Annotated in this window: 13 protein-coding genes and 1 pseudogene; 5 read left to right on the top strand and 9 right to left on the bottom strand. The window is 35.1% G+C overall.

The window, feature by feature from the left end; translation table 11 throughout:
* Nucleotides 1-29: 29 nt before the first annotated feature.
* Together AC0L5Q_RS10545 and AC0L5Q_RS10550 are read right to left on the bottom strand one after the other, a co-directional pair.
* Nucleotides 30-272, bottom strand: coding sequence for a PGPGW domain-containing protein (locus tag AC0L5Q_RS10545; RefSeq protein ID WP_473607492.1), 243 nt, complete (start codon nt 270-272; stop codon nt 30-32).
* 150 nt (nt 273-422) lie between these two features.
* Nucleotides 423-923 carry a hypothetical protein gene (locus AC0L5Q_RS10550; protein WP_473607496.1) on the bottom strand — a complete coding sequence of 167 codons (501 nt, stop codon included), beginning with the start codon at nt 921-923 and terminating at the stop codon, nt 423-425.
* A 113-nt stretch (nt 924-1036) separates the two neighbouring features.
* Between AC0L5Q_RS10550 and AC0L5Q_RS10555 the strand changes: the two genes are divergently transcribed.
* The 3 genes and pseudogenes from AC0L5Q_RS10555 (at nt 1037) to AC0L5Q_RS10565 (ending at nt 2481) form a co-directional block, all read left to right on the top strand.
* Complete coding sequence (locus AC0L5Q_RS10555; protein WP_473607499.1) at nt 1037-1192, top strand: hypothetical protein; 156 nt, start codon at nt 1037-1039, stop codon at nt 1190-1192.
* Nucleotides 1193-1204: 12 nt separating this feature from the next.
* Nucleotides 1205-1867, top strand: a pseudogene (locus AC0L5Q_RS10560) (DNA ligase); the annotation flags it as partial.
* Nucleotides 1867-2481: a LysE family translocator gene (locus AC0L5Q_RS10565; RefSeq protein ID WP_473607503.1), complete on the top strand. Its 615-nt coding sequence runs from the start codon at nt 1867-1869 to the stop codon at nt 2479-2481. The pseudogene AC0L5Q_RS10560 and the gene AC0L5Q_RS10565, both read left to right, overlap by 1 nt.
* Before the next feature lie 244 nt (nt 2482-2725).
* Here AC0L5Q_RS10565 and AC0L5Q_RS10570 read toward each other — a convergent pair whose 3' ends face one another.
* The 4 genes from AC0L5Q_RS10570 to AC0L5Q_RS10585 all read right to left on the bottom strand — a co-directional run bounded on the left by AC0L5Q_RS10570 (nt 2726) and on the right by AC0L5Q_RS10585 (nt 6762).
* Complete coding sequence (locus AC0L5Q_RS10570) at nt 2726-3619, bottom strand: class I SAM-dependent methyltransferase (RefSeq protein WP_473607506.1); 894 nt, start codon at nt 3617-3619, stop codon at nt 2726-2728.
* A 98-nt stretch (nt 3620-3717) separates the two neighbouring features.
* The gene (locus AC0L5Q_RS10575; RefSeq protein WP_473607510.1) at nt 3718-5136 is read right to left on the bottom strand and encodes a sodium-dependent transporter; all 1419 of its coding nucleotides are present in this window, start codon (nt 5134-5136) and stop codon (nt 3718-3720) included.
* Nucleotides 5137-5335: 199 nt separating this feature from the next.
* Nucleotides 5336-6181: an HDOD domain-containing protein gene (locus tag AC0L5Q_RS10580; protein WP_473607514.1), complete on the bottom strand. Its 846-nt coding sequence runs from the start codon at nt 6179-6181 to the stop codon at nt 5336-5338.
* 98 nt (nt 6182-6279) lie between these two features.
* On the bottom strand, nt 6280-6762 hold the full coding sequence (locus AC0L5Q_RS10585) for a winged helix-turn-helix transcriptional regulator (RefSeq protein ID WP_473607519.1): 483 nt from the start codon (nt 6760-6762) through the stop codon (nt 6280-6282).
* Nucleotides 6763-6902: 140 nt separating this feature from the next.
* Here AC0L5Q_RS10585 and putA point away from each other — a divergent pair, with 140 nt between their 5' ends.
* On the top strand, nt 6903-10745 hold the full coding sequence (gene putA / locus AC0L5Q_RS10590) for a bifunctional proline dehydrogenase/L-glutamate gamma-semialdehyde dehydrogenase PutA (protein ID WP_473607523.1): 3843 nt from the start codon (nt 6903-6905) through the stop codon (nt 10743-10745).
* An 87-nt stretch (nt 10746-10832) separates the two neighbouring features.
* Here putA and AC0L5Q_RS10595 read toward each other — a convergent pair whose 3' ends face one another.
* Nucleotides 10833-13412: a sensor domain-containing phosphodiesterase gene (locus tag AC0L5Q_RS10595; RefSeq protein ID WP_473607527.1), complete on the bottom strand. Its 2580-nt coding sequence runs from the start codon at nt 13410-13412 to the stop codon at nt 10833-10835.
* Nucleotides 13413-13664: 252 nt separating this feature from the next.
* On the opposite strand from AC0L5Q_RS10595, the gene AC0L5Q_RS10600 reads away from it, so the two are divergent.
* Entirely contained in the window at nt 13665-14504 is an 840-nt protein-coding gene (locus AC0L5Q_RS10600) for a 2OG-Fe(II) oxygenase family protein (RefSeq protein WP_473607531.1), read from the top strand.
* A 66-nt stretch (nt 14505-14570) separates the two neighbouring features.
* Here the strand turns inward: AC0L5Q_RS10600 and AC0L5Q_RS10605 are convergent, their stop codons facing one another.
* Entirely contained in the window at nt 14571-17792 is a 3222-nt protein-coding gene (locus AC0L5Q_RS10605; protein WP_473607535.1) for an efflux RND transporter permease subunit, read from the bottom strand.
* A gap of 2 nt (nt 17793-17794) precedes the next feature.
* Complete coding sequence (locus AC0L5Q_RS10610; RefSeq protein WP_473607539.1) at nt 17795-18991, bottom strand: efflux RND transporter periplasmic adaptor subunit; 1197 nt, start codon at nt 18989-18991, stop codon at nt 17795-17797.
* Nucleotides 18992-19198: the final 207 nt, after the last annotated feature.

Genomic DNA, 19198 nt, shown 5'->3' on the forward strand with positions numbered 1-19198 from the left:
AGACATAAAGCGCTAACAAAGATCCATTGTTAGCGTTTTTTATATTTAAAGAGCTTAGCTATTAAAGCATCGAATTTAACCGCACCATTTCTCATCCACCGCTGACAGCGCCTCAACCACACTTTAGCCCATATATACTCCAAGCTCAAAATAGCTAAACCTATGGGTAAAAATAAAAAAGCGGGTCCAGGCAGCAGAATAAAAATAGCACCTATTAGTACTAAGCTCCCACCAATTAAATTAATAAGCCAATACTTGATCTGTTTTTGCATCTATTCGCTATCCTTAATATTTACTCACTATGAAGTAATAGCAAACTTAAGGCCATAAATTTAAATCTTATTAATCAATAGATTAAAAAAAACATAACGCTCAACATTTAAATAAAACAATAATATTTAGTGAGATTAACTACTGGATAGTTAATTTTTATATTGTTGTTCAAACTTATTCTGCTGAGCTGTTTTATCTTCCATGCAAAAAGCAAATACTTGGGTTGTTTTTGGCCTAGCACACTTTTTAGGCCGCTTATAAAACGTAAGCCATTGTAATTGCTTATCTCCTGTGTACTTACCTTTGATCACAATATTTCGGTTTGAAGAGAAAACACTCGGCGCATCATTAGAAGGTTTAGTTGGGTTTTGTGATAATTTTATTGTTTTCTTTTTAGAAGGACTTTTAGTTTTATTTGTTTTTTTCTTTTTACTTTTCGGTTTTAATTTATTGTTTTCGCAATCCCACCATTTTTCTCGAGCTTTATCTTCTTTTTTTCGTAAACTAATACTGCTTTTTAATGAGTGTCCCTGTCGCTGTTGGGATTGAACATTATGATATTTTTTTAATAACTCAGCGCATTCTTTCTTGGCTGCATGTGATTGAAATGACGTTATAAAGATAACAACTAATAAATAAATCCTTTTCATTTTAGCTCCTTTTTACACTTATATTTGTGTATTTTTTATACTTCAATCATATTTAAAACTATTGTACAGTACAACATAATTTAACCATTTTAATTAAGAACAGGACGTTCGATATGAAATACTTCACAATACTTATTCTTCTCTTCACCTCTTTATGTGTTGCTTATGAAACGCCTCCAGCAATACAACTCGCAACCCAGTACAACTTAAAACACGATATTAAGCAGTATTGGATCAGTGAAAAGCTTGATGGCATAAGAGGATATTGAAACGGCTCAGAATTACTAACTAAAAAGGGTAATCTATTACATACACCTAAATGGTTTACCGCTAATTGGCCGACTTATCCTATTGATGGTGAACTATGGATAGGCAGACATAAATTTGAGCAAACCATTTCTTGTGTTAAGCAACAAAAGTCTAATGCATGTTGGAAAAACATCCGTTTTATGGTTTTTGATTTACCCCAAAGTAAAAGGACATTCTCGCAAAGAATTGATGAAATAAAAGCATCGGTAGAAAAAGTTAACTCGCCTTACTTTCAAGCAATTTCACAATTTAAATTATCATCAATCACGCAACTCAATCAAAAACTCGAGGATATTGTTAAACACAAAGGTGAAGGGCTTATGCTCCATTATCAAAATGCCCTTTATACCGTTGGACGCACAAATAATATAATGAAATTAAAACCCTACCAAGATGCTGAAGCTATAGTGTTAAAACACATTACCGGCAAAGGAAAGTATCAAGGCATGTTAGGTGCTATTCAAGTTAAAACACTTGACGGTATTACCTTTAAGATAGGTTCTGGTTTTAGTGATAAAGAAAGAAAAACCCCACCTCCCATTGGCTCTATAATTACCTTTAAATATATTGGTAAAACTCAAAAGGGTGTGCCAAAATTCGCGAGTTTTTTACGTATTAGAGAGCAAGTACAATAATGGAATTACATCTGTGGTTATCTTTCGTCGTTATTTGCTTATTAGGTGCTTTATCTCCAGGTCCAAGCTTAGCTTTAGTTATCAAAAACACTGTAAATGGTGGTGTGGCTAAAGGTTATGCAACGTCTATAAGTCATGGCTTAGGTGTTGCACTATACGCTGCAATAACAGCTACTGGCGTAGCGGTCATTATTGTAAATACCCCTCTGTTGTTTACCCTGATCCAATACGCCGGTGCGGCATTCTTATTATATTTAGGGGTAAAGTCTCTACTCAGTAAAAAATCAGAGTTAACACAATTTGAACAGAGTACGGTTCCGGCCAGCACAATAAACGGTTGGCGAGACGGTTTTTTAATTGCCTTTTTAAACCCTAAACTGGCTATATTTTTTATTGCACTGTTTAGTCAGTTTTTAAATAGCGATTCAAGCGAGCAACAAAAAGTCATCATGACCCTTACTGTAGGGACGCTAGACGCCTTATGGTACTGCTTTGTAACCCTGCTATTATCTAAAGGAAATATTATCAACAAACTTAAAGAAAATAGTCACATTGTAGATAAAGTTACAGGCTGCTTTTTAATTGCTCTCGCTGTTAGAGTTGTTATTAACTAACCTCAACTCGGGTTAATGAATGTTAGCGAATGAATTAAAATTATTATTTATCAAAAACTTAATATGTATCGTTGTTTTCCTAAGCTATATTAGCTTCTCAACATTGATATTTTTGTGTATAACAAGGCGAATTTTTCTATCTAATAGCTGGCTATTAGTAATAAATTCAACGAAGTTAGACGTAAAAATAGCTTGTTGAGTAACTTTACTTATCCCGAGCTGAGGTTAACTAATTAAAACAGTATTAAAGTCTTGGGCTGTATTTAAATAAGAGTACTTTTAGACCTTTACCTTGATGCGCTTCTTTAAAAACTTCTGGTGATTCTATTTTATGAACAAATGTACAATCAGGGCATTCTCTTGCAACTTCAGCTAATAAAAATTCTTCGGCTAAGCTAGGCGAATTCAAACATAAAATAACATCGCCTTCAGGTGACATTAACTGTGGAATTCTTCTAATAATTTTACTGTAATCTCTTTCAATATCGACACTACCTTTTTGAAACGAAGGTGGATCACAGATAAGTAACTCATAAGGCCCATGCTTTTTCAGTCGGCCGTAAGACTTAAATATATCAACACCTTCAAACTTAACATTCGAGGTATCTTGCGAGTTTAATCTATGGTTATCTCGCCCTTTTGAAAGAGGAGACTTACTAATATCAACATTAACGACTTTTTTAGCTTCACCGGCTATAGCAGCCACAGAAAAAGCACAAGTATATGAAAACAAGTTAAGTACATTTTTGTTTTTAGCAAACTTTCTCACCCAATCTCGACCATTTTTCATATCAAGAAAAAGTCCGGTATTTTGAGACTTACCAAATTCAATATTGTATTTAAGGCCTGACTCTACAACAACAGTATGAGATATCTCTTTTCCCCACAATACTTCTGTTGGCGCAAATTTCTCATATCTATGCTGTACTTGAATTGATTCACATAGCGGCACTAATTGCTCTAATGCGTTTACTTGCTTTTCGAACCACTCTTGTTCAACTGCTTGATATAAAGTAATAAGAACAACAGGAGGCAACCAATCAACATTAACATGTGCTAATTCAGGATAAGCGTGCCCTCTACCATGAAATAAACGTTGGCATTCATCAAAGTTAGTCGCTGTAATATATTCAATCATGGGTTCCACACGTAGTTTTATCAAAAAGCAGACAATAAAAAAGCCGTATGATACGGCTTTTTTGTATTTTTGAGGATAAATATCTTAAATTAAAAAATCTAGAACAGATTATATCCAAAGAATTTTTGAGCAATAGTATTTAAGAAAATACCCAAAACAATAACAGGAATAAAGGTACCTAACGAAAAGTTAACATATTTCTCAACCCACGATCCCATATATCCTTCACTACCTATAGCAAGCTCTTCTGACAAGTTATGCTTTTTCCAACGGTAACTTACAAAAATACAAAGCAAGAATCCATTTAACGGTAAAATAGTGTCATAAAAAATATCGTAAATCACATCAAAGAAAGAATTAGTTTTACCTGCATAATCAACAAATTCAGTAAAAAATGAAACCATTCCAAAAGAAAGCGTAGCGAAAACAGTCAAAATTCCCGCAGTCATCAATAAGGTTGATAATGCTTTTTTACGTGTTTGGCCTTTTTCAGTAATAAGGTAAGAAACTGGAACTTCTATAATAGAAACTAATGAGGTTATAGCAGCAAAAAACACTAATAAAAAGAAGGAAGCCGCCACTATGCTTGCGCCAATGTAACCGATGGAAGTTTGCAGCGCTAAAAATATTTTAGGTAAAAAAGTAAAAATTAATGAAACAGAACTATCACTTAAATCAGCAGGATTTATTGCGGGATCAAATGAGAAGATAGCCGGTAAAATCATTAAACCTGCCGTAAATGCTACTGCAGTATCGGTAATGGCGACTAATTTAGCGGAATTAGCAATATTGGTATCACGATTAATATACGAGCCATAAGTAATTAAAATCCCCATTCCAAGCGATAATGAAAAGAAAGCTTGAGATAGTGCACCGTTAATTACACTCGGTGTAATTTTAGTAAAATCAGGGATAATAAAAAACTTAACTCCTGCCATCGCATTATCTAAAGTTAATACAAATATCACCATAAGTATTAGCATGATAAACAAAGCTGGCATCATAATCTTTGCTGCTTTTTCAATCCCGTCTTTTACACCGGCAACTAAAATAAAGTTAATTATTAACGCAACAACAGCCATAACCCCAAATAAATATGGGCTATTGATAAACTCACCAAAGCCTTGTTCACTGGCTAAGTAATCTAAATTACCTGTTAAAGTTAGAGCAAGATAACCAAATAACCACACAGTAATTACCATGTAAAAAACGGCGATCATAAAAGGAGTTAATACACCAATAAAACCTGCGGCCCCCCATAATTTATCATTATTGGTTAGTGCTTTATAAGCTCCTACAGGCTGCTTCCCTGTTTTACGGCCTACGGCCATTTCAGCAATCATTACAGGCAAACAAATAATAAATATAAAGAGTCCATAAACGAGTAAAAACGCCCCTCCACCGTTTTTTGCTGCATTTACAGGAAAACCAACCAAGTTACCAATACCTACTGCGGAACCTGCTGCAGCTAATATAAATCCAAGTCGGGAACTAAAGTGTTCTTTTTGTGTGCTCATAGATGTCCTTGATTATATTTTTTTTAGGGCATAAATATTGTTGTAAGTTATGTAATACCAATCGTTCAACAAACTGGCCTAAGCATTTAATATGCTTATTTTCGATGCTAGCAAGAATTTATTTTCCTGTCTTGTTTTCAATTAAAGTAAAATTCAAACAAGTGTATAAATTTCGGTCCAGTTTCTATTCTTGTATATTTTACTTACGAGTAAAAAATTTTACATTCATTATGTTAAGAATGTTTTCTGCTTCTTTACTGGCAAAAGAAGCCGCGTCAATCAAATCTTCTGACGATATTTTTAAAGCACGACACAAGTTTTCATCAATGGTGTCGTCATAAGAAAACTCATCTGGATGACTATCAACCAAAGCTAATCTAGCTGCTAAATACAATACTTTTACATCTTTATTAATTTCATTAGAACTCGCTTGGTTGTAATGACGAATAGGTAAAATGATTTTTTCAGGTATCTGCCAAATTTTTAAAAGTTCAGCCGAAACATCAGTATAAGTAAAACCTAAACGTTCTTTTTGTAAATCCCAAGGTAAACGTTCTGCTGAATATTGTTCACACTCTTGAGCAAGTTCAGGTGATATTGTTGCTACAATTAATTCACCAAAATTTTGTAAAAGTCCCGCAACAAATAAGCGTTCGATATCTCTAATACCTGATTTAATGGCTAAGTTTTTAGTGGCTAAACCACAAAAAACGCTCATTCGCCAAAAACGTTTCAAATCGATTGCTTGGTTAGAAAAGTGTTTAAAAGCTGTTGCCGCAACATCCACTAACATCATATTGTAAATAGCTTGCGTACCTATGATCGTAATAGCTCGCGAAATAGTGCTAATTTCACCGGGAAAGCTATAAATTGCGCTATTCGCAATTTGTAACAGCCTTGATGTTAATGAAGGGTCAACACTAATTAAGTTTGCAAAATCTTCAATAGTTGAACTTTCATCTTCCATTAATGATTTTATTTTGAAGCAAGTATCTGGTAAGGCAAAAGAACCGTTCGCCTGTGTTGCGTAGTCATGTGCATTCATAGTTTTATATCTTTAAAAATTAACTTAAATACAGTGTAACTCGAAGTTTTTAAACATAAAGATAAAAATCAAAAAAACACCTGTTTACTTAAATACAATTAAACACTAATAGGCACACCTTGATCATTTTTCACGTGCTCCATTACAACATAAGTATGGGTTTGTGAAACTGCCGGTAATTCAACAATTAAACCTAAAACCTCCCGATATGCGGCCATATTTTCAAAACGAAGTTTTAATAAATAATCAAAACCTCCTGCTACCATATGACATTCCGCAACTTCTTTAATTTTAACCACCTCTTCTTTAAAGCGATTAAAAACATCTGAAGTTGTTCTATCTAAGGTAACCTGAATGAAAGCTGACATACCATAATTGAGTTTTGCTGAATTTAAAAAAGCACCATACCTTTCAATATACCCCTCATTTTCTAACTTTTTAACTCGATCTAAGCAAGGACTTGGACTTAAATTAACATTTTTAGCTAATTCAAGATTCGAAATACGCCCATTCTTTTGTAGGGTATTAAGAATAGTTAAATCAATACGGTCTAATGTTCTATTTTTGGGTGAATTATTCACTAAAACCTCACTTCAGCATTTATTATTGCATATATAACATTTTACCAAATAAAATATGGCATAAAACAAAAATAAGCTAGCACATTCTGAATAAAAAACTCTAATATCAGTTTTATTAACTATTCATTTATTGGTGACTTATGCTTTTTAACGGCTCTTTACAAACAAATAACTCATTACGTCAAAAAATTAGAGATCATTATCGTGCTGATGAAAACTCAACACTACAAACCTTATTACCTATCGCAGAAATTAGTGTTGATAAAAAATCAAAAGCTTGGGAATTCTCTCGCCAATTAGTGATTAATATTAGAAAAGATCAAAAAGGTAAAGGCGGTGTAGACGCACTATTAAACGAATTTTCATTATCTAGCGATGAAGGTGTTGTATTAATGTGTTTAGCTGAAGCCCTACTACGCGTGCCAGATAAAGACACAATTGACTCACTCATTAGAGATAAACTGATTAAAGGCGATTGGAGCTCACACATTGGTAACAGTGATTCATTATTTGTAAATGCTTCATCATGGGGGCTTTTATTTACCGGGAAAATCGTTAATTATTCAGATTCTGACGAAACCGTTATCAAGCCCAAAAGCCAGCTCAATTTACTTAAAAGAACTGTCGGCCGATTAGGCGAACCTGTCATTCGTCAAGCCGTAAAGTATGCCATGAAAGTTATGGGGACCCAATTTGTAATGGGTCACAAAATATCTGAGGCAATAGAAAGAGCAAAAGAAACTGAGTCTAAAGGTTATACCTATTCCTACGATATGTTAGGTGAAGGCGCAAGAACCATGGAAGATGCCCAACGATATTTTGATAGTTACCAATCAGCCATTGAAGCCATAGGTAAAGCAGCAAATAACAAAGGTCCAATGAAAAGCCCTGGTATTTCAATTAAACTTTCAGCAATTCACCCACGTTATGAATTATCTCATCGTCAACGTGTAATTGATGAGTTAGTTCCTAAATTACGTACTTTAGCTCTTGCCGCTATGAAATACGACATAGGTTTTACGGTAGATGCTGAAGAAGCAAACCGTTTAGATTTTTCATTAGATATTATTGAAGCTGTTTACAGTGATAGTGCTTTTGATGGCTGGGATGGTTTTGGTATGGCAGTACAAGCTTATCAAAAACGTAGTTTATATGTTATTGAATGGATAAGAGAATTAACGCAAAAACTGAATAGAAAAATGATGATCCGCCTAGTAAAAGGTGCTTACTGGGACAGTGAGATAAAAGATACACAAGTAGAGGGTTATAACGACTTTCCTGTATTTACTCAAAAAGCGGCAACCGACGTATCTTACCAAGCGTGTGCGAAAAAATTATTAGAATATAGAGATACTATTTACCCTCAATTCGCTACTCATAATGCCTATACCGTTGCGACTATTATTGAAATAGCTGAAAACAATTCAGGGTTCGAATTTCAACGCTTACATGGCATGGGTGAATCTTTATACGATCAAGTGGTTACAAACAAAAAGATCCCCTGTCGTGTTTATGCACCTGTAGGTAAACATTCTGACTTGCTTGCTTATTTAGTGCGCCGTTTATTAGAAAATGGCGCTAATAGCTCATTTGTTAACAACATTGTTGATGAAAAAATTCCCGTTGAATCATTATTGTCAGATCCTGTTGAAACCGTTCAACAGTGGGATAATGCTTACAATGAAAATATCCCTCAGTCGATTAATATTTATCAAACTGAAAGCAAAGCTGGGCGAATAAATTCTAAAGGTATTGATTTAACAGACATTGATGATCTTATTCAAATGCGAGATAACTTGCTTACTCAGGTTACTCAACAAGCTCAAAAAGTAACACAACAAGCATCATCTATAACTGAGAATACCCATGCGGTGACTAACCCCGCCAATATAGATGAAATTGTTGGATATATTACTCACCTCGATGAAGCAGGAATGAAATCAGCTATAGATCGCGCTGAATTAGCTTTTAATACTTGGTCTCAAACCCAAGTTAATGAAAGAGCGGATATTTTATTAAAAACAGCCGATGCGTTAGAAGCCAATCGTGATGAATTAATCGCCTTGTGTATTAAGGAAGCTGGGAAAACAGTTCCAGATAGCGTATCAGAAATAAGAGAAGCTGTAGATTTTTGCCGCTATTATGCAGCGCGTGCAACTGAGATGTTTGAAAAAGGTGATATACAACCCAAAGGTATAGCACTTTGTATTAGCCCTTGGAACTTCCCGCTTGCGATCTTTTTAGGCCAAGTATCAGCAGCCATAGTTGCTGGTAATACTGTTATAGCTAAACCTGCAGAACAAACGAGTTTAATTGCTTTAAGAACAATTGAAATTATGCAGCAATGTGGTTTACCTAAAGGTGTAGTTGAAATTGTAATAGCTCAAGGTAGTGTTGTTGGTCAACACATAGTGCCTGATGAACGTATTAAAGTGATTATGTTTACAGGTTCAACAGAAACTGGAAATTGGATCTCACAAAAATTAGCCGAACGCGATTCAGAACAAATACCACTGATTGCCGAAACCGGCGGACAAAACTGCATGATTGTTGACTCTACCGCTTTACCTGAACAAGTAGTAGATGACGTAATTGCTTCTGGCTTTCAAAGTGCAGGGCAACGCTGCTCGGCCCTTCGTGTACTTTTTGTACAAGAAGACATTGCCGATAAACTCATCAATATGATCAAAGGCGCAATGAAAGAATTACATATTGGAGATCCCAGCTATTTGTCGACTGATATTGGCCCTGTAATTGATAAAAAAGCGCACAATGCACTAACTATGCATGTGGAATATTTGAAAAATCAATCCGCGTTACATTATGTTTGCGATACGCAACACCTTGACGAATATAACAATTACTTCTTTGCACCTAGACTATATGAAATTAGTAATCTATCGCTTCTTAAAAAAGAGGTTTTTGGTCCTATTGTTCATGTTATTCGTTATAAATCTAAACATCTTGAGCAAGTTATCGACCAAATTAACGATACAGGTTTTGGCTTAACTATGGGTATTCACACGCGTATTGAAGAAAGAAGCCAATACCTAGCAGCACGTTCAAAAGCAGGTAATGTTTATATTAACCGTAATATGATAGGTGCCGTTGTTGGTGTTCAACCATTTGGTGGTAGAGGTTTATCAGGAACAGGTCCTAAAGCAGGCGGACCACACTATTTAACAAGCTTAGTGGAAAATAAATCTGACAACGACTTATCTAAAAAGGCTAAAAACACTCAAACAGTAAGCGATACTTTTACGACAAATCTTAGTGCAACAACTGAGCAAACGACTCAAGCCCAAAGCTTGCTCTCTAACGCGAAAGTTATTGAACTAGAATGGAGCTTCACTCCATTGTCTCAACGCATTTCAATTATTAGACAATCACTCGCTCACCTTGCTTCAAACGATTCGGGTTTCAATGCAAATACAGCTGAAGTAAGCGCTTGTTTAACTACAATAAGAGCTATATTGATCCGTATTGAAAAAACACTAAAAAATCCAACTATTTTGCCAGGACCAACAGGTGAATCTAACGTATTACATTTAGAGTCGCGAGGAGTTTTAATTCACCCAATTTGTGAAGACAGTTACCTTGAGTTCTATTTAACATCAATGCTTTCAGCAATAGCCTGTGGCAACTGCGTGATTGTTGCTAATAGCTCTTCAAAAAATAAAACCGTTGAAGACATTATCGATGCGCTAATAAAATCGGGGCTACCTAATGGTGTTATTCAGTCTACCAATCTAAACACCTTACCTGCGTTGTTACAGGATAATCGTATAAGTGGTGCTGTTATTATGCCTAATAGTAGTTTACTGAATTACGTTAAAAAGACGATTGCGGCGAGAAAAGGAGCCATTTTACCTGTGTTATCAACACAAGATTATGTTTCATTATTTCAAAAGATGATGACTGAAAAAACAGTCACGATTGATACTACCGCTGCAGGAGGAAATGCATCACTGATGACAATGTAAATAAAGTTAAATAAGTTATAGGTGCACTGCAGCTGAACAATACGTTAGCTGCAGTGCTACACAGGCTAGCACCTGTCAATATTTGTATTAATTATTTTTAAAAGACTCTAATAAAACGTATTCAGCATCACTTGCTTTCATGGGTTTAGAAAAATAATAACCTTGACCAAACTTACAATCCATTTTTTTCAGGATTTCAGCATCTTCAAAACTCTCAATCCCTTCTCCAACAGTAGCCATACCTAAATTTATTGCTAAATCAATAATCGTTTTAATAATAGCTTGATGACTTACATGGTCATGCACGTTAGTGATAAATGAACGATCTATTTTTAAGACGTCAATAGGAAATAAATGTAGGTAACTTAAACTCGAATAGCCTGTGCCAAAATCATCAAGAAGAATTTTAACACCAAGATCTTTAAGTGCTTTCATATTTTCTAAAACGACATCGCTATTATTCAATAATGCGCGCTCTGTTAATTCAATACGTAAATGTTTTGACGCAATACCTACTTTTTCTAGTATGTTTGCAATTTCCTCTGCTAACGATAGTCTAAAAAAGTGATCACAGTAAAGGTTACAACTAATGTATAAATCTTTACAACCAAATTGATTTTGCCATTTTTTTAACTGTAAACATGACTTTTCTAATATTTGTAAATCTATCGCCATCACTAAATTACGTTCTTCCGCTAACGGAATAAAATCATTAGGATATACAAACCCTCTTTTACCGCTTTCCCATCGAGCTAGAGCTTCAAACCCCTTTATTTTTCCTGTGTCCAATTGCACTATAGGTTGGTAATAAGGTGTAAATTCTTTGGCTTCAATTGCATCACGAATGTCGGCTTCCAGTGTTAATGCATTTTGAATATTACTGTGCATACTTGAATCAAAAACTTCATACCGGCCTCTTCCCTTTTCTTTAGCATGATACATAGCAGTATCTGCGTCACGTAGCATAATATCTGCGGTATCGTAACGTTCGTTATTAAATAACACACCAATACTCGTTCCTATATAAACAGGGTGATCATCAATAACAAAAGGGCTAGATAAAAATTTAGTTATTCTGCCAGCAACTTCGTGGGCTCTCTGTTCAGACTCTAAATCTTCAATAAGAATAACAAACTCATCACCACCAAAACGAGCCACCGTATCTTTAGTGCGAACCATGTTAACCAGTTCATTGGCAACAATTTTAAGTAATTTATCACCAGCATGATGTCCTAAACTATCATTTACGACTTTAAAGCGATCTAAATCTAAAAATAAAATAGCAAATAATCGTTCAGGGAAGCGTTTACTTGAGGCTATCGCATGGTTTAGCAAGTCAATAAAAATAATTCTATTGGCTAACCCCGTTAAGTTGTCATGTGAAGCGGTATGGGTAAGTTGTTGTTCAGCGAGTTTACGTTGCGCAATTTCTTCCTCTAACGCAAGTGTTCTAATTTTAACTTGTTGTTCTAAAACATCATGGCTTTGACGTTCTATGGTAATAAGATCTCGTCGCCTAATAGCTGAAGAAATATGATGAGAAACAAAATTTAATAATTCAGCATCTTGTTCGGTGTACACAATTTTATTTTGATAACTTTGAATAACCATTGCTCCTAATACATTACCAGAATGTATTAAAGGAACACCCAGCCAAGTTGTTGTATTTCGGTTAAAGTCATCAATTTCCCCTTGCTCATAAAGCGCTTCAATATCTTTATGACTAAGGAATAACATTTCTCCTTTTCGTATCACCAATTCAGTTAAATAATTCGACATGACTCTAGGTTGAAAATCAGTATTTGCATCATTCGCCAGTTGATCCGAGTAATAAACAAAAGTTAATAAATTCGATTCTGTGGAATGCTTTGCAATATAAAAATTAGCCGTATTAATTAACTGCCCAACAATATTATGTACTTTAGAATAAAAATCTGAGATATCGAGCTTAATATCACTGGTTAATTCTGAAATTTTAAATAATGATTCTTGTAATAAATCGGATTTTTCACGATCCCTTATATGTTGCATCAATTCACTGGTACGCGCATCAACCGCTTTATTTAACATTTCAAAATTTTGTAGGCAATTAATTCCTGACATCACTTGTTGAGCAACAAAGCTTAAGATATCTAATTGAGATTCATCATATATCGTATGTTCATCGCGACTTTCTATTGCAATTACGCCCGTAACATAACCTTCTTTAACTAAAGGAACCCCCAACCATTGCTGTGTATCATTATTGATTAAATTAGCTTGGTTCGAATCTATAAGTTGCTTTATTTTATCTTGATCCGCTAACAAAGGCTGTTTAGTTTTTAAAACATAGCTGATGAGAGAATCTTTGTATTTCTCAGCGGCAACAGGACGATTAGGATAAATAGTTTTTTCGTCAACCCAATAAGGGAATTCTATTGTTTGAAAAGTAGGTTCAAAAATCGCAACACAAATGTTATCTGCTGTAGCAAAAGACTTTATAATCAGGTGAATTTGTTTTAAAAAAAGCGGAAGTTGGTTAATTTCACTCGACAACTGATTGATTTTACATAGCACATCATGACGACGTTCTAATTGTTGGTATTTATCACGCAGCTTAATAGCTTCTTTAACAAGCTCTTTTTCAGAGTCTCGTAAATCATCTAAATTTTCTGAAGATAAATCCATTAATCAACTTACTATAAAATAAAATATATGTTTATTTTGACCTTAAATAGGATAAATATCCACCTTGTTGTTTTAAAACCGAAAAAACTCGATTAAAAAAAATTAATGTACGTGAATAACTACGTAATCACTATATGCTCTAGAGTTAAATTTAAGTAAAAATTTTAACCTGTGAAAGCACATGATATATTTAATAAATTCATTCTTAATATCTCAACCTTTGTTGTGAGATGCATACTCTAAGGAAAATAAATGAATGTTCAAGTGGTCGACTACCTAGCTGAAAATGCTCCTCAAAAATTTGTTGAAAGCTTACATAACACAGGTTTTGGTGTACTTATAAATCATCCTATTAAGCAAGAGTTAGTCGAATCAATTTATAGAAATTGGCAAGATTTTTTTAATTCTGAAGAAAAAGAACATTATGCTTTTGATCCTGAAAAACAAGATGGTTTTTTTTCAAGCGAAATTTCTGAAACCGCTAAAGGCCATGCAAAAAAAGATATTAAAGAATACTTTCATATTTATCCGTGGGGAAGAATTCCGCCATCACTAAAAGAAGAGATATTACATTACTATCAATTAACTTCCACTTTAGCTGAAGAATTACTCGACTGGGTTGAAAAACATAGCCCTGAAGATGTTGCCAAACATTATTCAGAGCCTTTATCAAATATGATAAAAAACACACCTAATACTCTATTACGTGTATTACATTACCCTCCGTTTGAAGGCAAAGAAGAAGCGGGGGCTATTCGTGCGGCTGCACACGAAGATATTAATTTACTCACCATTTTACCTGCCGCAAATGAACCAGGCTTACAAGTTCAAGGGACTGATGATCAATGGGTTGATGTGCCTTCTGACTTTGGGCATTTAATTATTAATATTGGTGATATGTTACAAGAAGCGTCTGGTGGTTACTTTCCTTCGACAAGTCACCGAGTTATTAATCCAACGGGTAGCAGTAAGTCAAAATCTAGAGTGTCTTTACCCTTATTTCTTCACCCAAGAAGTGAAGTTGTATTATCTGAAAAACACACACAAGAAAGTTACCTATTAGAACGATTAAAAGAATTAGGCGTAAAATAGCTACAACTCAGCATACAAAAAAGCCATCATAATTCGATGGCTTTTTCATACATCACTATCAATCACCTAATCAACAGACGTATTTTCAGTTAACGCTTTATTAAGTGGTGTTAAAGGTTTCTCATCTATTTCTTTATGTTTACGACGAGTAAATAAAGCACGAATATCTTCAATAATAATATAAAGAATCGGTATCAATATTAGCGTAACCACTGTCGCGAATAACACACCAAACGATAAAGAAACCGCCATAGGTATTACAATTTGAGCTTGCATACTTTTCTCAAAAAACACAATCGGCACTAGCCCTATAAAAGTGGTTAGCGAGGTTAATAGTATGGCTCTAAAGCGTTTACTACCTGCGTGCATTACCGCATCGTGTAAACGAATCCCCTGTTTTCTTGAGTTATTAACATAATCCACCATCACCAGCGAATCGTTAATAACAACACCTGCTGCGGCAATAATACCAAATACAGATAATGTACTAAGCTGCATACCCAGTAATAAATGCCCAATAATAGAACCGACAATGCCAAAAGGAATAACGGTCATGATCATTAACGGCTGTGAATATGAACGAAGTGGTACAGCTAACAACGAAAATATAACCATTAATGAAATTACAGAGTCACGTAATTGAGTATTGGCACTTTCCATTTCTTCTTGAACTTTACCTGATATTTCACTTTGAACGGCAGGATACTTTCTTAAAAGTTCAGGAATAAAATTATCACGAATATCGTTTGCGACTTTAAAAGGTTCTACTTGTTCAGCATCAACACTTGCCCAAACATTTATCGTTCTATTCCCATTTTCACGACGAATACGCGTAACACCTTCAGTTAATTTTATATCGGCCAATTCAGAAAGCGGCAGTTCGGCACCATTCGGTGCTTGGATCATCACCTCACTTACATGACCAATAGAACTACGTTGTTCTAGCGGATAACGTAACATCACTTTAACTTCTTCAGTATCACGTAAAATACGTTGAGCTTCTAATCCGTAAAAGCTATACCCTACTTGAGAAGCGATATCTGCCACAGTAAAACCAAGGCTATAGGCAAGTGGTTTCAGTTCAAATTGCACTTCTTTAGCGCTGGTTTGGCGGCTATCGTTAACGTCTCCAACCCCTTTCAAGGTTTTTAATTTTTTCGAGAGTTCTTTAGCTGCTAATAGTAGTTGTGGATCATTTTGACTTTCTAGTCTGAAAGCAATATCGCCATCTTCACGACCATTACCAAACAAGTTATCAGAAATGGTTAATGACTTAACTCCAGGAAAGTTAGGAATAGCCTTGCGCCACCTATCTGCCAATGCGAAAGTGTCCATGACACGTTCAGTCGGGTCTACAAGTTTAACGGTCATTTCACTTTCTACTCGTCCTTGCAACCTCACTTCAACATCAGCAATCATTCTTTTACCAAATTCTTTTTCTATTTGGTCGTCAACATCTTGAAGTATGTTTTGAATATTCAATACCGTAGCAAGTGTATGTTTTTCAGCACTATCAATATTCATTTCTACTTTAATACGCGGAAAGTCGTGCGGTATTTTAGGTTGCCCAATAAACTTGATAACGCCGCCACTAAATAGTCCTGCGCTTATCAGCAATATACTCATAAAAAACATAAACACGGCGTAACGATAAGTTATACACACCTGAAGCGCAGGCGTATAATAATTATTGATAAAATTCTTTAATGCGCCATCTACAGCTCTACGTAATCGATCTAGAGGGTTTTTAGGGTTGAACACTTTAGGTTTCATTTGCGCTAAATGTGCGGGCAAAATCAACTTAGATTCTATTAATGAAAATATTAAGCAAAAAATAACAACAAAACCTATCGCCTTACCAAAGGCAGATGAAGGCCCGTCATCTAAAACAAAAGGTACAAATGCCGCAATAGTAGTTAATACACCAAAAGTTGCAGGCATCGCTACGCGTTGTACACCACGTATTACACTTTCAATACTATGACCTTTTGCTTCAATTTCATCATGGGCGCTTTCTCCCATCACAATGGCATCATCAACCACAATGCCTAACACTAAAATAAAGGCAAACAAGCTCACTACATTGATAGTTACATCAATAAACTCCGCAGGCATTACTAGCAAAGTACCTAAGAAACAAACAGGTAATCCCATCATTACCCAAAAAGCTAAACGTACACGTAAAAAAACAGCCAAAATTAAGAAAACTAATATGGCGCCACTTTTCATGTTGTCGAGCATCATATTCAAGCGACCTTCAAGGTAGTAAGTTAAATCTACCCATGTTTCCATATGAATATTTGCAGGAAGAACCTTTGATTTTTCAGCGACGTATTTTTTAACCACGTCAGCTACATCAGTAATACTTTGATTATCAGCAGCACCAATAAAAAAGGTTGTAGAGTTTTGACCATTAAATTTAGAGTATTGAAGACCTTCTTCAAAACCATCATTAATGGTGGCAATATCACCTAAAAGAATTTTAGTTCCGTCATTCAGTGTAACCACGGGGATTTGTTCGAACTCGTATCCTCTGTAAGCTTGCTCTTCAACACGTAAGTTTATGTAACCATTTTCAGCTCTTATTTGCCCAGCCGACATATTGCGTGAACTGCTACGAATAGCTTGGGCTACTTGATTAAAATTGAGTCCATATTCTCGAAGTTTATCTTTACTCACTTCTACCGATATTTCGTAACCAAGACCACTATAAAATTCAGAAATATTCACTTGAGGTAACTGCTGAATTTCATCATGTATATTACGACCTAATTCTTTAAGTTCAGCATTACTGACATCACCATAAAGACTGATATACATAACTTCTTGTCTATATTTAATTCGCTCAACAGTTGGCCTTTCCATGCCATCAGGAAAACTTGGAATTGAATCGATTTGTGATTTTACTTCGTCTAAAACTATTTGAGGATCATAACTTTCATCAACACGAAAATAACCACTCGATGAATTTCGGTTTGAATAAGTAATTACGCGATCAAGGCCTTGAACGGTTTCCAGAGCCTCTTCAATTTTAATGGTAATACCTTCTTCAACTTCTTGCGGTGCAGCTCCAGGATATGGCGCTCGAAACTCAATCCAGTTTATTTTTACTTGAGGAAACATTTGTTTATTAATGGTTAAGGCTGTTAAAAAACCTCCCACTAAAATGAAAATCATTAATAAATTGGCAGCCACCGGATTACGGGCAAACCAAGCTATAATTCCTTTATTTGTTGTATCGTTACTTGAATCGCTAACGGCTGCACTATCCGTTTTAGTGTTATCCATAATTAATCCTTAACACTCGCTATTTGTGTTTCAGTTTCATCACTTTTTTCTTCTAATTCACTTTTATTAGCGGGCAAAGCCAGTTTCATTCCATCAATAGGGTAATCAAGCGCTGATACAATCATTTGATCTCCTGACTTTAAGCCACTAGAAATAATAACGTTAGAGCCTTCTTGGCGAATAATATCCACCACTGCAAAATGTAATTTTGACTCATTATCTAAAATGGCCACTCGACCATTTTTAACTAAATAACGAGGAACTGAAGTGGCTTGAGCAATTTTTTGTCCAATAATATTAGCATTCACATATGATCCGAATCTAAGCGGTAAAGTGTTTTCGTTATTAGACGTTAATAAATAAGGGTCTTGAATTTCTGCAACCAAATAACTCATACGACTCGTTGTATCAATAACTCCTTCGCTTCTGTTAATTTGAGCCGTCCATTCTTTAGTCGCGCCAGAATAAGTTCCTTCAAGTAAAACGGTTGAATTAACGCCATTCCCATCTAAAAACTGCAATTGGTTATCAGCAACAGGTAAACGAATTTGAGCAACATCTGTACCTAAAAGCTTACCTACTTGAGTTCCTGTTCCAACAAATGAGCCTAAACCAACCATTCGGCTTTCAATCATTGAATCATACGGCGCTCGAATCTCTGTACGTTCTAAATTTCGTTTAGCTCTAAGAATTGAAGCTTGTGCTGATTTAACTCGTGCAATTTCTTGCGCCAATTGTGGCTTACGTAAACTAAGTTCAGTTGGTGAAGTATCGGTAATACTTTTCCAATCACTTTCAGCCACCTTACCTTGTGCCCGCTCTTGTTCTAACGAAGCTCTTGCCGATGCCATATCTGCTTCTGCGTCAATGAGTGCAGCTTGATAATCATTTGGATCAATACGTGCAAGTAACTGCCCTTTTTTAACAAAACCACCACGTATAAAGGTAGGAGATAACTCAACAATTTGTCCGCTTACTTGCGCAACCATTTCTGTTTCATATTTAGGTTTTACAATACCGTATGATTCTACTTTTAGCGTCATTGGCGACACAGTAACTTCTTCAACAGCAACGATAGGGATATTTTCTACTTCAGGTTTTTCTTCTGGTGGCTTTTTTAGGTTTTTAAAAACAACAAAAAGTATGGCACCTATAAGAATAATTAAGATAGGTAATATGATTTGTTTTTTCCGTGTCACAGTGTAACCCTCTTGTAAATACCCCTCTTGTCTGCTTATAAAAACAGCGTTTAAAGGGTGAATAACATTTTTTAATTGTGAATATAATAACTAATTTTTACATACAAAAACTAATTTTGTTGCAAATACTTGTTACAAATTTCAAGCCGATAATTATCAAAACCTCATATTAAAAAATAATAAAATAAAAGCATTAAAAAACAATAA

Source organism: Pseudocolwellia sp. G5-9 (assembly GCF_055808995.1).